The following is a 16,478-nucleotide window of genomic DNA, read 5'->3' as shown; positions in this document are numbered from 1 at the left end:
GATTCATACCATGCTTGATCGCTGTATTACCGATGTGTCGCTCTCTAAAGCGGAGTACCAGCGTTTGGTCCCTGAGTTGCAAGCGCGGCTCTTTGATCTGGAGCAGATGCTACTCGAAGCGCGCATTCCTACCATTTTCGTGTTTGAGGGCTGGGCCGGAACGGCCAAGGCGCGCACGATTGCGACGCTTACCCGTCGGCTCGATCCGCGCGGTTTTCGGGTGTATCCGATCACGCCGCCACGAACTTACGAGCAGCAGTATCCGTGGCTTTATCGCTTCTGGCTCAAGATTCCCAGCTATGGTCAGATGACGTTCTTCGATCGGTCGTGGTATCGTGAATTACTGGCTGCCTATACGACCGACGGTGATCAAGACCGTTGGCGGACGCGCTGCGAAGATGCGGTTGTTTTCGAGCGCCAATTGGCCGATGATGGGGCGCTCATTCTTAAGTTTTGGCTCCATATTACCAAAAAACAGCAGGCTCGTCGCTTTAAGAAGTTGTTGTCCGATCCGTTGCAGTCGTGGCGGGTGACCGATGAGGATCGTTGGCAACACCGTCACTACAAGCGTGTCTACCAAGTAGTCGAGGAGATGCTGGTACGCACCGATACAGCGTTTGCACCGTGGCAAATTGTTCCGGCGGCCGATAAATACTATGCGCGTTTGCACATTTTGCAGACGATTGTCGGTGCGCTGGAAAGTCGCCTGGGTATCACTGCGGTTGATCGGGGCGCCAGTATTGATGATAGTGGTGAAGCACTCCGCCGCTACAACTTGTCGATCCGAATACCGGTGCTGGGTGGTGCGACCAACACAGACACGGTTCGTCCGTCACCACCGGCGGAAGAGGCCGGTCATCAGCTCACCACAACACCAATGTCAAACGGATCGGCGGTGGTAACGGTCCCGGTAGGGTCACCAACCTACGCGGCTAGTCCGTTGCAACGGGTTGACCTCAGTCTGCGCCTCGACGATGAGACCTATCATCGTGAGTTGAAACGGTTGCAGGCCAAGCTGTACTTGCTAGGGTTGCAAGTCTACCATCAGAAACGACCGGTGGTGATAGTGTTCGAGGGATGGGATGCCGCCGGTAAAGGTGGGGCGATCCAGCGTCTGACTGCTGAACTCGATCCACGGGCGTATATCGTGCATGCGATTGCAGCACCGACCGGCGATGACAAAGCGCGCCACTACCTCTACCGCTTTTGGCGACGCTTGCCACCGCGTGGTCAGTTTGCGGTGTTCGACCGCTCGTGGTACGGTCGGGTCCTGGTTGAGCGGGTCGAAGGATTCGCGCGACCTGAGGAATGGCGACGGGCCTACGCCGAAATTAATCAATTTGAACGCCAGTTGGTCGATTTCGGTACCATCATTGCGAAGTTTTGGTTGCACATCAGCCCTGAAGAGCAGTTACGTCGGTTTGAGCAACGACAGAATGTGCCGTACAAAGCGTGGAAATTGACCGACGAAGATTGGCGTAATCGTGAGAAGTGGCCGGCGTATCTCGCGGCAGTTGATGAGATGTTACTGCGCACCAGTACACCATTTGCCCCTTGGACGATTGTTGAAGCGGAGGATAAGAAGTTTGCTCGGATCAAGGTGTTGCGCACAGCGGTTGATGTGTTAGAGTCTGAGTTGGGAGTTGTTGAGCTGGAGTAGCGTATGGATGTGAAACGATGGGTGTGGTGGAGCGGTGTCGTGGTAGGGATTGCCCTCTTGGCCGTGGGTTGCGAGTCGCTACTCGGCGCCGGCGGTGCTGGGCTGGCAATTGCCATGAGCGTCATTGCCGGAGGGATAGTGACGCATTGGCGCCAACGAGATACTATTTCCTGCCGGATCGATGGGCCGCGGTTGCGTCCGTTCCAGGTCAGTGCATTCGGGTTGATGGGCTTAGGCGTAGTATGGTACCAATTACACGGTGGTGGAGCTATCGCAATCCTGAGAGCTCTGTGGCCAATCTTTGGGGAAAGTTGGGTACCGCTGGTGCTGGTGGCTGCTGGTGTTGGTTGGCTTGGCTTCCTCAGCATTGGTAGTGATTGTCGTGATGAGCAATTGCTCGCGGCGATGGGCGAACGTGAACGGTAGTCGGGAACGTTGGCGTGTCGTTTGCATCATCGCACAAACATCGAGTACAATAGTGCTCATCAACTGAAAGCAATGTGCATCACGCCTATGGATACGATATGGCATGCCCTGGCTGCTCAAGCCGAACAACACCCTGATCGCATCTTCCTGCGTTTTGCCGACCGGCAATGGCACTACGCTGAAGCGGTAGCTCTCGCTCGACGAGCTGCCGGCGTCTTTGCCGACCTCGGGATCGGCCTCGGTGATCGGGTCGGGTTGATGCTCGGTAATACGCCCGATTATCTGTGGGCATGGTTCGGCTGTGCTTGTCTTGGTGCGGTGACGGTACCGATCAACGTACACCTCAAAGGGGATGTGCTCCACTACATCCTCGAGCATGCCGGAGTGAAGGTGTTGGTGATCGAACCGTCATTACTCGAGCGCGTGCTCGTCCTCCGTGACCGTTTGCCGGACCTGCACCACATCGTCGTGCGGGGTGAGTCTGGGCCAAACGGAATGCTTGCGTGGCCTGCCGCATTGGCCGGTGCGAGGATGGCCGAACCTACCCCCGGAAACGCGACCGATCTCCATAGTATCTTGTATACGTCCGGCACCACCGGTCCACCAAAAGGTGTCATGCTCAACCATCACGCCTATCTCCACTCGGCGGCCCTCTTCGCCGATGTGATGATCGGCGCAACCGCCGATGATGTGTTCGGAACCAGCCTACCACTTTTTCATATCAATGCTCAGGCGCATACCGTCTTACCGGCGATCTATCGTGGGACGAGCGTTGCCCTGCTTGAGCAGTTTAGCGCTTCGCGCTATTGGCGACAACTGGCCGATCTAGGGGCGACTATCTGCAATCTCTTGGCCGCGATGATCCCGATCTTGATGAAACAACCACCGTCACCCGACGACCGTGCTCATCGGGTGCGGATAGCGGCCTGTGCGGCTACACCACCTGATCTGTGGCGTGCCTTTGAGGAACGATTTGGGTTGACGATTATCGAGGGCTATGGTCTGACCGAAACGACCGGTTTTTGCGTTGCGAATCCGCGTGATGCGGTGCGGGTGGGTACGTTCGGAACGGCAATGCCCGGTTTTGCGTTGGCGATTTTTGGCCCTGACGATACTCCGTTACCGCCCGGTGTCCCCGGTGAGATAGTGATTCGTCCACAGCGTGACAACCTGATCATGATGGGGTATTACCGTCAGCCCGAACAGACGGCAACTGCTATGCGCGGTGGCTGGTTCCATACCGGCGATCTTGGGCGTCTTGACGAAGCCGGCTACGCCATCTTCATCGACCGGCTCAAACAATCGATTCGGCGGCGGGGTGAGAATATCTCATCGTGGGAAGTTGAACGGGCAGTTAATGCTCATCCGGCAGTGCTCGAAAGCGCGGCAGTCGGTGTACCGAGCGAACTAGGCGAGGAAGAGGTTAAGGTCGTGGTGGTATTACGCCCCGGTGCTACCCTCGATCCGCTCGACTTGGTGCGGTGGTGTGAAGAACGACTGGCCTACTTCGCCGTACCGCGCTATATCGAGTTCCGCGAAAGTTTACCGAAGACGGCAACCGAGCGAGTTGAGAAGTATAAGCTGAAAGCCGAAGGTGTAAGCAAGGCGTGGGATCGGGAAGCTGCCGGGTATCGAGTGAAACGGTAGGAATGAAGGGCGGACAGAGCGGGGACAATCTGTCCGCTCGTTCTGATGATTAGCATCTCAGCGTGACATCACCCGCCCAATGCTAATGCACGTTCGATCAGGCGGGCTGCCGGTTGGTTACGTAAGCCAATCTCGACCATCTGATTAGCAATCGCAAGCGCATTCACACCTTCCTCACCGTTCACAAGCGGTTCGGTTCCGTAGCGAACTGCCTCGCAGAAGCTTCGCAACTCTTCGTACAGCGGTTCGCGGCGTGGTATTTTCAACCGAATGCTACGACCTTCACTAACCCCGATCAGCGCCAATTCGGGCCATGCACGGCCTTGACACGCATCGTTTTCATAGAAGGTCAGGTCTTGTGTAAGATAATTGGCGACAAACATCCCGCGCTCGCCAACGACGCTCAGTTCTCGAATCTTGGTCGGTGTGAGCCAGTTGATATCGAGCACGCCGATCATCCCGTTCTCAAACCGCAAGAGTGCCGATAACATGTCTTCGTGGCTTTGGTGTAGGTGCCGGTGGAGTTCGACGTACATTCGTACAATTGGCGAACCGATCAGGTAGTTGAGAATATCGATCTCGTGTGTTGCCAGATCGATCACCACCCCCACATCCATAATACGTGCCGGGAAGGGACCAACTCGACGTGACATAATCTGAAAGAGGTTGCCGAGTTCATGGTTCTGAAGCTGCTCTTTGAGAGCGATGATCGCCGGATTAAAGCGCTCAATATGGCCAACCGTGAGCAAAACACCTTGGCGACGCGCTGCCTCGATCAACATCCAGCCCTGTTCAACTGTTGCGGCAATCGGCTTTTCGATCAGAACGTGTACACCGTGGGCGATCACAGTTCCTCCCACGGCAAAATGATACTTCGTTGGTACTACGACCGAAACCAGATCTAGCTTCTCGTTTGCCAACATTTCGTGGTAGTCAGTGTAAATGCGACAACGATAGATATTGGCAAGATGTGTTGTTATACTCGACATAATTTTGGGCGTCAATCCGCTCGATAAACAAGTCCTGCACATCAGGGCCGGTATTGGTAACACCCCACGCAATCCGCTCGTTGTGGCCGATCACAACCGCTGGCAAACCGGGAAACGTCGCGCCGATAGCGTTGATGTCGCCTCCTGTAATGTGGGACAGATACCAGATGGATGGTATACGCAGGCTGAGATGTGGATCATTAACCAGCAATGGTTTACCGCTGGCCGTCCGTGAACCGCCGATGACCCAATTGTTCGAGCCGGCAAGCTGGTCGCCCAAGCCGGTTGTTTGATAGACAGTTGCCCACAAGTCGAACATTGCACGCGCAGTAGTCAGTTGCAACGGCGTACTCTGACCACTGATTGGCGACGGTGCGCTGGTGGGCATGCCTTCCGGTAAAATTACCGGTCCATCGGGTGTGAAAGCCGGCATAAGAAAATCGGCATCTTCGGCGCCGACCTGTGCGATGAGCAGCGAACGTCTAATCTCATCGCTCCACGTCCCACCGAGATCCCACGCCATCATTTTGGCCCAGACCAAAGAATCAATAGGTTTCCATGGCTCTGGTTGTACACCGAGAACGAGAAACTCTGGCGGTAGCACCGGCTTAGTTGCCAAAAAAGCATTTACACCGGCAGCATATGCCTCTAGTATGGCAATTGTTTCGCGGTCTAGCTTCGCTAATGTACGTTGTGCCGCTCGAGCTACACCGAGCGTGCGGAGAAATTTGTCGGTCTGTAGAGTTGGTTCCCCAAAAATTTCTGATAGTCGAGCGTGTCCGATCCGACGCTGCACCTCCATCTGCCATAGCCGTTCTTGGGCATGAACAAAACCTAACCCGAATACCCCATCGGTCTCGGTTGTACCGGTAATGTGCGCTACCCCGTTCTGGTCACGAACAATTCTGACCGGTCCGCTTATTCCAGCTACGCGAATCTCCCCACGTGTCTGCGCGAGCGATTGACGTAACCAGAGATACCCACCACCACTCCCTAACACCAACACCAACGCGACAACGACCGCTATCCAGCCAGCAATCCGTCTCAGCAACCTCATTGTTGTACCTCGTTCCTTTCAAATTGAGCTTGTTCTCGTTCTCGGTATGGCACTGATTGTAGCATATAGAACCACACAAAAAGTGATTGTACCGGTCGGGCGTACTCCTTACCATCATATTATGCGATGGATTTGTCAAATATGTTATGTTGTATGATATGCTCGATAAGGGGTATGCTTATGAGTGATGCACCGTTGGAACATCCAGATGGATTATGTCCTCCAATCCCGGCAAATGAGACCGAGCGGCTTCGCGAACTTGAGAGTTACCATATTCTCGATACCTTACCTGAGCAGTTTTATGAGGATATTGTCCGTTTAGCAGCGTACATTTGCCAAACGCCAATGGCCTTGGTCAGCCTGATCGACCACGACCGCCAATGGTCGAAAGCACGATTGGGTTTTACCGATGGTGAAGTTGATCGCAAGTTAGCTTTCTGTTCCTATACGATCAACTATCCCGATGACGTGTTTGTTGTTCCAGATGCTACGTGCGATGAGCGATTTGCTCACAATCCCTTTGTTCGCGGCGATCCGTACATTCGTTTCTATGCCGGCGCGCCGTTAGTGACACCGAATGGCTATGCATTAGGCACAGTATGTGTCGTTGATGTCCGGCCACATCAGCTAACACCGGAGCAGATCGAGATGTTGCGCGTGTTGGCGAGACAAGTGGTGCGTCAACTCGAATTGCGTCGCGATGTGCTGGCGCTTGAACAGCGATTACTCACCAACGAACAAGAGAAGTTATCGTTACGCGCGTATTTGCTCAGCATTGAAGCACAGTTGGTACAGGTTCAGCAACAGGCGCTGACCGATCCGCTCACCGGCCTTCTCAATCGGCGCGGTTTTGAACAGCGACTACAAGAAGAAATTGACCGGTCGCTGCGGTATAACGTGCCGATGGCGTTGTTGATAGTCGATATCGATCATTTCAAGGATATCAACGACACCTTTGGTCATGTGATCGGCGATGAGATTTTGCGTATGGTGGCGCAACTGTTACGTGAAAACGTGCGGCGCCACGATATTGTGGCGCGCTACGGCGGAGAGGAGTTTGCGATTATCTTACCGGCTACCGGTTGTGAAGGCACCCCGATACTTGGTGAACGGATCCGTCGAGCAGTACAGCAAGCAGCCTGGCCCTACATTCCGGTAACGATAAGTGTCGGTGGTGCTTGTCATGATGCAACGATGACCAATGCTACCGATCTTCTCACTGCCGCCGATCACGCATTGTACGATGCAAAACGCAGTGGACGTAATCGCTGTATCTTCAGGTAATCCATATTCCTACAACACAATTGACACAACTGCTGCAAAGTGACACAAGCTGCCAAGAAGGACAAACACGTGCCAAATGTTGTGCATGTAGCGGCGTCGTGAAAGGATGTAGAATGGTGTCCCGGCAGTATACGCAATCCCACCGGCAAGCAATAAGCTGATAGTAGCGGGGTTCAATGCATTAAGCACTTTATCAGCCGCGACAACAACGATCCACCCAAGTGCGACGTAGACGAGGGTGGAGAGAATACGGAACCGTCCGGTGAGAAAGAGCTTCATGACAACTCCGACTAGCGCCAACCCCCACACCAGACCAAACAAGATCCATCCCCATGTGCCGCGTAAGCTGATCAGGGTAAACGGTGTGTAGGTGCCTGCAATCAGCAGAAAGATCGCACTATGGTCGAAGATTTCGAGGATCGCGCGTCGACGCGGTTCGCGGCTGGCATGGTACAGCGTTGAAGCAAGATAGAGTAAGGTGAGTGTACCGCAGAAGGTCATCGTGCCGGCCAGTTGCCAGCCATCACCACGTTGCCAGATCGCACCGACTAAGACGATACCGGCGATTGCACTAAGCACCGCGCCGGCGCCATGGGTGATAACGTTGATCCGCTCTTCGTCAGGTGAAAAGTGTTCTGAAGGTGTGTGTTGGGACATACGTATCAATTAGTTATCTCCAAATCTTAAAGCTATCCATGTTCAAGATACCAGATCGAGAATACCTCCGACGAGTAGCGCACGTCCTGATCTGGCTATGACGATGGTCACCGGTTAGGCCGTTATCGTCCGACCAACTCATTCCCCAACAACCCCAACAACACACTTCCGTCGGGATGTAACTCGAAGCGGGCGCGCTCAAACCACTGCACGATCAAAACCTTGCCGGGTTGCGTCTCTTCAATGCGCGGCATAGAAAGTGGTAAACCGAACAATGCGAGGCTCTCGGCATAGCTCTTGCCGGGTTTCCTATCGAATTCAAGACCATGGTTCCGCCAATAGCTCAAGAACGGCTCACATAATGCCTGATTTGTTTCGGCAAAGTAGAGGCAACCCTGAATCGGACCGCTCCGTTCAAAGGTATACCAATCCCGACCTTGCCGACGCAAGAGATCATCACCCATCCGTGACAGCAGGACGTGATACGGTGGCGTGTTCTCTGGCCGCCACTCAAAACGATGACGCTCGAAATATTGAACCGTAACCGGTTTCCCATCGCTGCCGATTTCGGTAAACTCTTCACTGATTGGAAAACCGAAAATCGGCAGCCCACCATTCTGTTCCCAATACGTGCGGAAGCCACCGCCGAGTGTATGACCGGTTTCCGGGAAGTAGGAACGTCCATCACTCGGTGGGTCTACCCGGGCAAAGGGATCGAAATCGCGGTTACCGGTTGTCGTTGGTACGCCGAGCGGGCAGCCGCCGTAGGTACTTGCCGTCATAACGGCATGCCAAACGTTCAAGCGCCCGTAGCCATACTCGTCATCACGGCCCGGTGTCCCACGGTCATCGGCAGAAATAGCGAGAATACAACGGACATCGTTATGCGATAGGTCGGGACGAATCGCCATCACCAGCGCTGCCGCTCCCACAACGAATGGCCCGGCAAAGGAAGTTCCGGTTACGATGGCATACCTGTTGTTGGGTAAGGTCGTCGCAATATTGATCCCCGGTGCAACGAGATCGATGAAATTGCCGGTGTTCGAGAAACCGGTAACTTCATCGTTATAGTCGGTTGCACCAACGGCAATCGTTTCAGGGTAGGCAGCCGGATAATTGGGTGAATTGCCATCCGCACGCTCGTTACCACTCGCTGCTACCACCAAGACACCTCGCTCACTCGCATAACGCACGGCATCGCGCAGTGCAGGCGAGTCAAAACTTCCTCCCAGACTCAGATTAATGATGCGTGCGCCGTTGTCAGTAGCCCAACGGATGGCACTAATGACACTCGAATCACGGCAACGTCCGTTGCTCAAACAAGCCTTGACCGGAATAATCAAGCAGCTCCAACACAGCCCGGCAATGCCTTCACCGTTGTCACCGGCGGCAGCGATTAGCCCTGCGACAGCAGTGCCATGCCCATTGTCATCGCTGGCATCGGTGCTTCCGGTGATCGCATTGAAACCACCGAGCACCCGCCCGAATAGCTCAGGATGACCGGCATCAATCCCGGTATCGATCACGGCGATGGGCAACGGACTGCCGGTGGTGATCTCCCACGCATCGTATACACCTATCGTGCCGAGTGACCATTGTTGGGCCAGCAACACGTCGTTCGGTGTCCGGCTAACCGTGCGTTCATAGTCAGGGACGGCGTAAATAACTCCCTCCGCATTACGTATCCGCCTCTCGGCGAATGTGGCCGGCATGCCGTCCGGCAAGCGCATTAAATAGGTCTGTTCGCCGAGCTTTCTGATCTGGTAGGCGCCAAGCATGCGCCCGACAGTCGAGGTGTAGCGTGCATCGGTAACTTTGACGATCAGATCGGTCGTATCGGCGGCTTGTACAGGGGTAGGCGGAATCACACCGGTGAGTAAGGCGATCAAGTATAAGCAGATCAGGTGGATACGCATACGGGCTTCCCGAAGTGCATACGGCCATGTTATGTGGCTCCATTCTACATCATACACCTCTTGGCGTGTCTCCTACATGACCTCAAAGTACTATCACCGGTCAACTGCTGTCAGTACCCTTGTGCTATAATTGAGCCGCTATGGAACAAAAAAGTGCTACAACCTCGCTGCGCGCCGGACTGCGCAAATCGATACTTACCTCGCTGGTGATCGGGATCGCTGTCATCATCTTGATCAGTCTGTTCAGCGACCTGCGTGCTGTGGGTGATGATCTGCTTGCCTTCGATTGGCTGCTCTTACCGCTGATCTTGATCGGTACCGTTATCAACTACTGGCTGCGGTGGCTCAAATGGGATTATTACCTCCGCTACCTCAAACTCGATCACAGTATCGATCATATCACCAGCGGCCTGATCTTTACCGCGGGCTTGGTGATGTCGGTAACGCCGGGTAAGATGGGAGAGGTGCTTAAATCATTTCTCTTGCGTCAGCGTAACGGTACGCCGATCAGTCGTTCGGCGCCCATTGTGCTGGCCGAACGGCTTACTGATGGTATTGCTATGCTCTTGCTGATGGGGTTGGGATTGACACTCTACCCGCCTGCGCGCCCGCTCTTTGTCGTGCTCGTTGTGCTGACAGTGGCCGGGGTGATCGTTGTCCAACGTCAATCATTGGCATTGGCCATAATTCGGCTGGTGGCCCATCTGCCGTTTGGTCGGTGGATTGCGCCGCGTCTGGAGACGATCTATACCACAACGGCCCAACTTCTCGATTGGCGGATTTTGCTCGTCTCCACCTTGCTCAGCGTGATCTCATGGGGTTTTGAGTGTCTTGCCTTTTTCTTTGTACTGATGGGGGTGGGGAGTGAACCATCGTGGTTGCTGCTGTTGCAGGCAACCTTTATTTTTGCCGCCAGTACGCTGTTGGGCTTGGTTTCCTTCTTACCCGGTGGCTTGGGCGCCTCAGAGGTTAGTAGTGTCGGTTTGTTACTCGCATTGGTTGGCGTAAGTGCGAGTGCGGCGACGACGGCAACCATCGTGATTCGCTTTTGTACCCTTTGGTTCGGCGTGTTGCTTGGCATGATAGCATTGGCATGGCTAGGTCGTCGTTCTGGACCACAGGATGATCGGACAGTACTAGATATTTCGGAGGTGTTATGACATCGGTTTTTACCCGTATTGTGCGTGGTGAGATTCCGGCGTTTAAGTTATATGAAGATGAATTGACGCTGGCCTTTCTCGACATTAATCCGGCGGCTCGCGGCCATACACTGGTGATTGCCAAGCCTGAATTACCCGGTTTGCTCGATTTACCGCCGGAATTGGTTACCGCAACTGCGCTGACAACCCAACGAGTTGCACGGGCGATTGTCGCTGCGCTGAAACCCGATGGCTTCAATATTATTCAAAATAACGGTTCGGCTGCCGGTCAGGTGGTGTTTCACTTTCATATCCACATTATCCCGCGCTGGGAAGGTGATCGCTCGGTAAAACTGTGGCGTCCTGGCACTGCGACCGCTGATGATCTGCGCGTGGTTGCTGATGAGATTGTTGCTCATCTTTAGGAGCATCCTATGAGTGAGACCGTCTCACCTTCGTCTAATCCATCGCCGTCCAGTAGAGAACGCAGCGGTGCCGGTAACGCATCGGTTACGACCGAAACTCGCCCAATCCGTCGGCGTTTCCTGCTCAACGATCGGTTGCGTGCCGGGATGCTGGTGCTGTTGGGTGTATTGGTAATCGTCATCTTGGTACTGTTGGTGTTCGGTATCACCGGCTGGTCGCTTTCCGCACGCCCCCAAAGTCGGTTGACGCCGCGGGATCTCATCTTGCAACCGCCGACGGTTGCTCCGGTTGCCGGTAGCGTACCGTCGGTGCCAACGACTGTCGTTGATGTGGCACCGCGATTCGCCGCTGCCTACGAACAGCTCGGTGGTTTGCGTCGACTAGGGTTGCCGATTAGCCCGGCGCTGCTGTACAACGGGCGCGAGGTGCAGTGGTTTGAACGCGCCCGCATTGAGTATTGGCCGGAACTGAGCGGTACACCTTACGAGTTTCAAATCGGGTTAGTTGGTGTGGAATATGTTGCCGGACGCACCTTTCTCCGTCCCGATCCCTTTGAGTCACGTCCCGATCTCCGTTATTTTCCAGAGACGGGCTTTGGCGTAGGTGGACTCTTCTTACAGTATTGGGAAGAGAATGGCGGTCTGCAATCGTTTGGCTATCCGATTAGTGCAGAGTTTGATGAAGTACAACCCGATGGTCGAGCTTTCCGTGTGCAGTATTTTGAGCGGGCGCGGTTTGAGTTGCATCCCGAAGCAGCCGGTACGCCCTATGTCGTTCAGTTAGGCCTTCTCGGTTCGGCGCTCTATTTCGGTGAGCCGCGTCCGCAGACGGTGCAACCCCGACCAACACCGGTACCATAGGAGCGCATCACCACGGAGAGACGAATGACGGTGTACACCGATATAGCGCTATTGGTCGCTGTAGTAAAGCAAGCCGGTGGTGATCCGGCTTGTGTGCCGAGCGGCTTGGATCGGTTACGGCAGCGGTTGATCGCCGATGGTCAAGTGTTTCCAAATCTGTTGTATGTCTATCGTACAGAGAAACGAACGACATCGCAAACGACAACCGCATCCACCCAACCGCGGGTGCGTCGTTTGCTCGCCTTTCTCAGTGCTGATGCTGCGGTTAGTTTTGCCCAATGCACCGGCTTGGCGCGTTCACCACGATTAGTCGCTCTCTCACCTGCACGGTTATTAGCAGTGTTTATTCGTCAACCTGACTTTGTCGCGTTACATATTGCGTATGATGATATGCCGGCAACGAACGGCTTGCCAAATGGTTGGCATTTGTTGCGTGCAGATGTTTTAGCGTTGTTTGCTGTCGAGGCTAATCCTGCCTAACCGGTACCCACACCATAAGGAGGAAGAAGAATGGGCAGCCGTTTCGATGAGATGCGGATCTTTACCGGGAGTGGAAACCCGATGCTCGCGCGTGCAATCAGCGAACGCCTCGGTGTGCCACTTGGTGATGTGACGATTGTCAAGTTTAGTAACGAAAACATCTTTGTCAAACTTAACGAAAGCGTGCGCGAAAAAGATGTTTTTGTGATTCAGTCATTATCGATGCCCAATCTGAGCGATAAAATTATGGAATTATTGATTATGCTTGATGCTTGCAAACGGGCTTCGGCCGGTCGGATTACTGCGGTTATTCCGTATTATGCCTATGGCCGTACCGATAAGAAGGATCAACCACGGGTGCCGATTACCGCCCGCTTGCTCGCCGATATGATCCAGGTGGCCGGTGCTCATCAGGTGATGACAATTGATCTCCACGCCGGTCAAATCCAAGGGTTCTTTTCTATTCCCATGGACGAACTCACGGCGATGAATTTGTTGGTGCGGTATTTTGCCGATAAGGGTTGGGACGATCTGATTGTCGTGTCGCCAGATGTGGGTTTTGCCAAGCGCGCACGTAATTTCGCCGAGGCGCTCAATGCGCCGTTGGCAATTGCCGAAAAACGTCGTATGCAGCATTTCGACCGTGCCGATGGTTCGCTGACGGTGCCGGAGATTCTGAATCTGATCGGTGATGTGCGCGGAAAACGCTGTGTGATCGTTGATGATGAGATCGCTACCGGTAGTTCGATCCTCGAAGTGGTGCAGTTGTTGGAGAAGGAAGGTGCCCGCGAGATTTACGCTTGCTGCGTTCACCCGGTGTTTGCCGGTAATGCCGTTGAACGTCTGCGTGCTAGCTCGATCCGTGAGCTTGTCGTTACTGATACTTTGCCGGTGGCTCCCGAACGGCGTTGGCCCGGTTTGACCATCCTCTCGGTCAGTACGTTGATTGCCGAGGTGATCCAGCGTATCCATAGTGGAGTCAGTGTTGATACAATTTTCCAACACCGTCGCCATCCGGCTCTGAGTTAAGGTTGTTGCCTGCCAAGCTCGTATCTGATACCCGTATGCTTCAATCTCTCTACTCTCAAAGCGAAGGGGTGGTGATGATGTGAATATCGCCGCTGTCTTCATAACCGCTCATAGCTTTAGCACCTTCGCGTCTTTGCGTTAGGCACCTTCGCGCCTCTGCGTTACCATCTTCGCGCCTCTGCGTTACCATCTTCGCGTCTTTGCGTTAGGCACCTTCGCGCCTCTGCGTTACCATCTTCGCGCCTCTGCGTTACTATCTTCGCGTCTTTGCGTTAGGCACCTTCGCGCCTCTGCGTTACCATCTTCGCGTCTTTGCGTTAGGCACCTTCGCGCCTCTGCGTTACTATCTTCGCGTCTTTGCGTTAGGCACCTTCGCGCCTTCGCGTTACCGTTCTGTCATTCCCTACTCAAACCCTAATCCCCGCTCACGCAAACTCACATAATGTCCACGCCCAATAATAAGATGGTCGAGCACCTCAATATCAAGCAGATGACCGGCGGCTACGAGCTGGCGTGTCACTTGAATGTCTTCGGGTGAAGGTGTTGCCTCACCGGAAGGATGATTATGTACTACAATGATCGCAGCACTGTTGCGTCGTACCGCTTCTTTGAAGACCTCTCCGATGCGGATGGTCGCCGAGTTGAGACTACCGATATATACCGTGTTGATCTGCTGCACGCGGTGCTTGGTATCGAGCAGAACAGTGCGGAGGTGCTCTTGGTCAAGGTGACTCATTTCAACCATCAATAACGCGGCGACGTCACCGGGTGAGCGAATGGGATAGCGTTCTTCGACGCTACTCCGGGCTAAACGCCGACCAATTTCAAGCGCTGCTTTGATGGTTGCTGCTTTGCTCGCTCCGATCCCCGTGCGCCGACAGAGATCGTTGTAATCGGCAACCTGTAACCCTACCCAACCGCCATATTCGCCGAGAAGCTGTTGGGCTAGCTGCAAGACGTTGGTGCCACTGATCCCAACTCGTAACAAGATAGCCAGTAACTCAGCATCGCTTAACGCACCGGCGCCTAGACGGGCCAGTCGTTCGCGCGGTTGATCATTGACCGGCAGTTCGTGCATCCGTAGTGATACCATGCATTCCTCGCGCTGCAATTCCGGTTCTATATATACACCGTTTGAGCGCGCCAAAAGATGCGCCGAATGTTGCCATTTTTGTTGGATTATTGGCAGATGATCGTGGGGAGACGGCGGGTGCGCAATACTGCCTCGGCGGTTGAGCCGATCACCAGATCGCTGAACGGATCACGATGACTGTATCCGCCCATGATGAGAAGGTCAGATCGGGTCTGTTCAGCAGCGAAGATAATTGCCGAAGCCGGTTCACCACGTTCGACGATATACCCGGCAGCGATGTTGCGTTGTTCGAGATAGCTAAAGGCACGGAGCCGAACTGCTTCAGCACTAGCTTGTCCGTCGAGGACGGTGACGACATTCAACACCAGATGCCAACGCACTGCCAGGTACGCTGCAAGATAGAGCGCTTCTTCCGCTTTGCGGCTACCGTCGTAGGCTAATAATATTCGTTCGACACGATCTACAACGCATGGTACGGTCAAGACGGGGCGAATCGAGCAGCGTAGAATGGTGCGTAGGCCCGATGCTAATCGGGCCATTGGTGAGGGGCGGGGGGGATGATTAACCTGTATCGCAACCAGATCGACCAGGCGCGTGCGCTCACGAATAGCTCGATCTATCGGGCCGACTTCCACAGCACATTCTCCATGCACTCCGGCTGCGGCACAGCGCTCGATAAACTCCTGTACTACTGCTTGGGCTGCTGCTGAGGTGCGCTGGTGTTTGGTGCGTACTACATGTAGGCCTAATGGTCGGATCGTCTCGCGTTGCGCCCACGCCAATACCTGATCGAGCACTTTCCAGCCGTCGGCATTGCCGCTGACCGGTACCAATATCTCATGAAACAGCCAAGATGCCGGATCGATCCGACGATGACGGCGCCAACTACCGGCCGGAACTGCCGGCTCAAGATTATCGGGAATGACCCGCTCGAGAAGTTGCTCGGTACCCCGAGGAGTCGTGACAAGGTTATCCGCTGCTTGGGCGAAGCTGATCTCCCAGCCGGACTGTTTTGTCAGTTCATCGCGATGATCACATAACCACACGTAAAGATCGGTCTCGGTTCGCTTGGGAAAGTCGCGTAGGAGACCGCGTTCTCGGATCAGATCGACTATCGGTTGGTACATTTGGTCATACCACGCACAGGCCGCTTCTGGGAGCGATGCAGACTGATCGGCAGTGCTCGATTGTTGTCGGAACTGTTCGATGTGACGTAAGAGCTTCTCGTACTGACCGGCGATGGTTACCCGCAAATCACAGCCAGGTCGCCGCTCATCGAGCTGGGTTAGTTCAAGAAAGGCAGCATATTCACCGGCAATGATAATCTCTTCCAGGGTCATAGAAGGATCGATCGGTGCCCGTGAACGCAGTGGTGTCACATACGCTTGAATGTGATCCATTCCCAACTGACGGGCGACCGACACGCGATGATTGCCGTCGAGGACAAAATAAGCGTCACCGATCTGATACACCTCAATCGGTGGCCAGCCGTGTAAATTATCGACCGATACCATAACCCGTGCCCAGCGCTGCCAGTCATCGTCACGACGAGGGAGAAAACTGCGATTGAAGTCGTGGTACCGGCCTACACTACCGACAATGGCATCCAGCGGAATGTCGCGTAACTGACGGTCACCGGCGATTGTTGCCCGTACTCGTTGGCGCACCTCTTCAAACGGCAATAGATCATCAGACTGACCTCGCAAGCGGGTCAGGAGATGTTCGATATCTGCGCGCCAACGCAGTCGCTGAAAATCGTGAAGCGCCGCTGTCATCCGACCGTCTGGTGGTTCCGCCATAGTATTACTATAACAA

At 54.4% G+C, this 16,478-nt stretch carries 15 protein-coding genes; 9 read left to right on the top strand and 6 right to left on the bottom strand.

Annotated features, from left to right (window positions below; translation table 11 throughout):
- Positions 1 to 10: 10 nt before the first annotated feature.
- The 3 genes from AC01ZF_RS04755 to AC01ZF_RS04745 all read left to right on the top strand — a co-directional run bounded on the left by AC01ZF_RS04755 (position 11) and on the right by AC01ZF_RS04745 (position 3,733).
- Positions 11 to 1,660, top strand: a complete 1,650-nt coding sequence (locus AC01ZF_RS04755) for a hypothetical protein (protein WP_424676369.1) — start codon at positions 11 to 13, stop codon at positions 1,658 to 1,660.
- A 3-nt stretch (positions 1,661 to 1,663) separates the two neighbouring features.
- Positions 1,664 to 2,086 carry a hypothetical protein gene (locus AC01ZF_RS04750; RefSeq protein ID WP_476575163.1) on the top strand — a complete coding sequence of 141 codons (423 nt, stop codon included), beginning with the start codon at positions 1,664 to 1,666 and terminating at the stop codon, positions 2,084 to 2,086.
- An 87-nt stretch (positions 2,087 to 2,173) separates the two neighbouring features.
- On the top strand, positions 2,174 to 3,733 hold the full coding sequence (locus tag AC01ZF_RS04745) for an ATP-dependent acyl-CoA ligase (protein WP_424676367.1): 1,560 nt from the start codon (positions 2,174 to 2,176) through the stop codon (positions 3,731 to 3,733).
- Positions 3,734 to 3,801: 68 nt separating this feature from the next.
- Here AC01ZF_RS04745 and AC01ZF_RS04740 read toward each other — a convergent pair whose 3' ends face one another.
- The gene (locus AC01ZF_RS04740; protein WP_476575162.1) at positions 3,802 to 4,656 is read right to left on the bottom strand and encodes a Gfo/Idh/MocA family protein; all 855 of its coding nucleotides are present in this window, start codon (positions 4,654 to 4,656) and stop codon (positions 3,802 to 3,804) included.
- Positions 4,657 to 4,666: 10 nt separating this feature from the next.
- Positions 4,667 to 5,779, bottom strand: coding sequence for a penicillin acylase family protein (locus tag AC01ZF_RS04735; RefSeq protein ID WP_476575161.1), 1,113 nt, complete (start codon positions 5,777 to 5,779; stop codon positions 4,667 to 4,669).
- Between the two features lie 180 nt (positions 5,780 to 5,959).
- Here AC01ZF_RS04735 and AC01ZF_RS04730 point away from each other — a divergent pair, with 180 nt between their 5' ends.
- Positions 5,960 to 7,063 carry a sensor domain-containing diguanylate cyclase gene (locus AC01ZF_RS04730; RefSeq protein WP_476575160.1) on the top strand — a complete coding sequence of 368 codons (1,104 nt, stop codon included), beginning with the start codon at positions 5,960 to 5,962 and terminating at the stop codon, positions 7,061 to 7,063.
- Between the two features lie 9 nt (positions 7,064 to 7,072).
- Here the strand turns inward: AC01ZF_RS04730 and trhA are convergent, their stop codons facing one another.
- Both trhA and AC01ZF_RS04720 read right to left on the bottom strand, forming a co-directional pair.
- Positions 7,073 to 7,720 (bottom strand): PAQR family membrane homeostasis protein TrhA, encoded by a 648-nt coding sequence (gene trhA / locus AC01ZF_RS04725; RefSeq protein ID WP_424676358.1) that lies wholly within the window; start codon positions 7,718 to 7,720, stop codon positions 7,073 to 7,075.
- A 122-nt stretch (positions 7,721 to 7,842) separates the two neighbouring features.
- A complete protein-coding gene (locus tag AC01ZF_RS04720; protein ID WP_476575159.1) occupies positions 7,843 to 9,636 on the bottom strand; it encodes a S8 family peptidase in 1,794 nt (597 codons plus the stop codon).
- Between the two features lie 140 nt (positions 9,637 to 9,776).
- On the opposite strand from AC01ZF_RS04720, the gene AC01ZF_RS04715 reads away from it, so the two are divergent.
- Genes AC01ZF_RS04715 through AC01ZF_RS04695 form a run of 5 tightly spaced genes read left to right on the top strand, consistent with a single transcriptional unit; the run spans position 9,777 to position 13,570 of the window.
- Entirely contained in the window at positions 9,777 to 10,796 is a 1,020-nt protein-coding gene (locus AC01ZF_RS04715) for a lysylphosphatidylglycerol synthase transmembrane domain-containing protein (protein ID WP_424676356.1), read from the top strand.
- Positions 10,793 to 11,200, top strand: coding sequence for an HIT family protein (locus AC01ZF_RS04710; protein WP_424676355.1), 408 nt, complete (start codon positions 10,793 to 10,795; stop codon positions 11,198 to 11,200). The genes AC01ZF_RS04715 and AC01ZF_RS04710 overlap by 4 nt, the downstream gene beginning before the upstream one ends.
- A gap of 9 nt (positions 11,201 to 11,209) precedes the next feature.
- Entirely contained in the window at positions 11,210 to 12,061 is an 852-nt protein-coding gene (locus AC01ZF_RS04705; protein ID WP_424676354.1) for a hypothetical protein, read from the top strand.
- Positions 12,062 to 12,085: 24 nt separating this feature from the next.
- A complete protein-coding gene (locus AC01ZF_RS04700; RefSeq protein WP_424676353.1) occupies positions 12,086 to 12,541 on the top strand; it encodes a hypothetical protein in 456 nt (151 codons plus the stop codon).
- Positions 12,542 to 12,571: 30 nt separating this feature from the next.
- Positions 12,572 to 13,570, top strand: coding sequence for a ribose-phosphate diphosphokinase (locus tag AC01ZF_RS04695; RefSeq protein ID WP_424676352.1), 999 nt, complete (start codon positions 12,572 to 12,574; stop codon positions 13,568 to 13,570).
- A gap of 403 nt (positions 13,571 to 13,973) precedes the next feature.
- On the opposite strand, the gene radC is transcribed toward AC01ZF_RS04695, so the two are convergent.
- Both radC and AC01ZF_RS04685 read right to left on the bottom strand, forming a co-directional pair.
- Positions 13,974 to 14,663 carry a RadC family protein gene (gene radC / locus AC01ZF_RS04690; protein ID WP_424676351.1) on the bottom strand — a complete coding sequence of 230 codons (690 nt, stop codon included), beginning with the start codon at positions 14,661 to 14,663 and terminating at the stop codon, positions 13,974 to 13,976.
- An 86-nt stretch (positions 14,664 to 14,749) separates the two neighbouring features.
- Positions 14,750 to 16,462 carry a universal stress protein gene (locus tag AC01ZF_RS04685; RefSeq protein WP_428132176.1) on the bottom strand — a complete coding sequence of 571 codons (1,713 nt, stop codon included), beginning with the start codon at positions 16,460 to 16,462 and terminating at the stop codon, positions 14,750 to 14,752.
- Positions 16,463 to 16,478 lie beyond the last annotated feature (16 nt).

The organism is Chloroflexus sp. (assembly GCF_056331925.1).
Note: the sequence above shows the minus strand (reverse complement) of the source record. Positions and strands in the feature narration are given on the sequence as shown.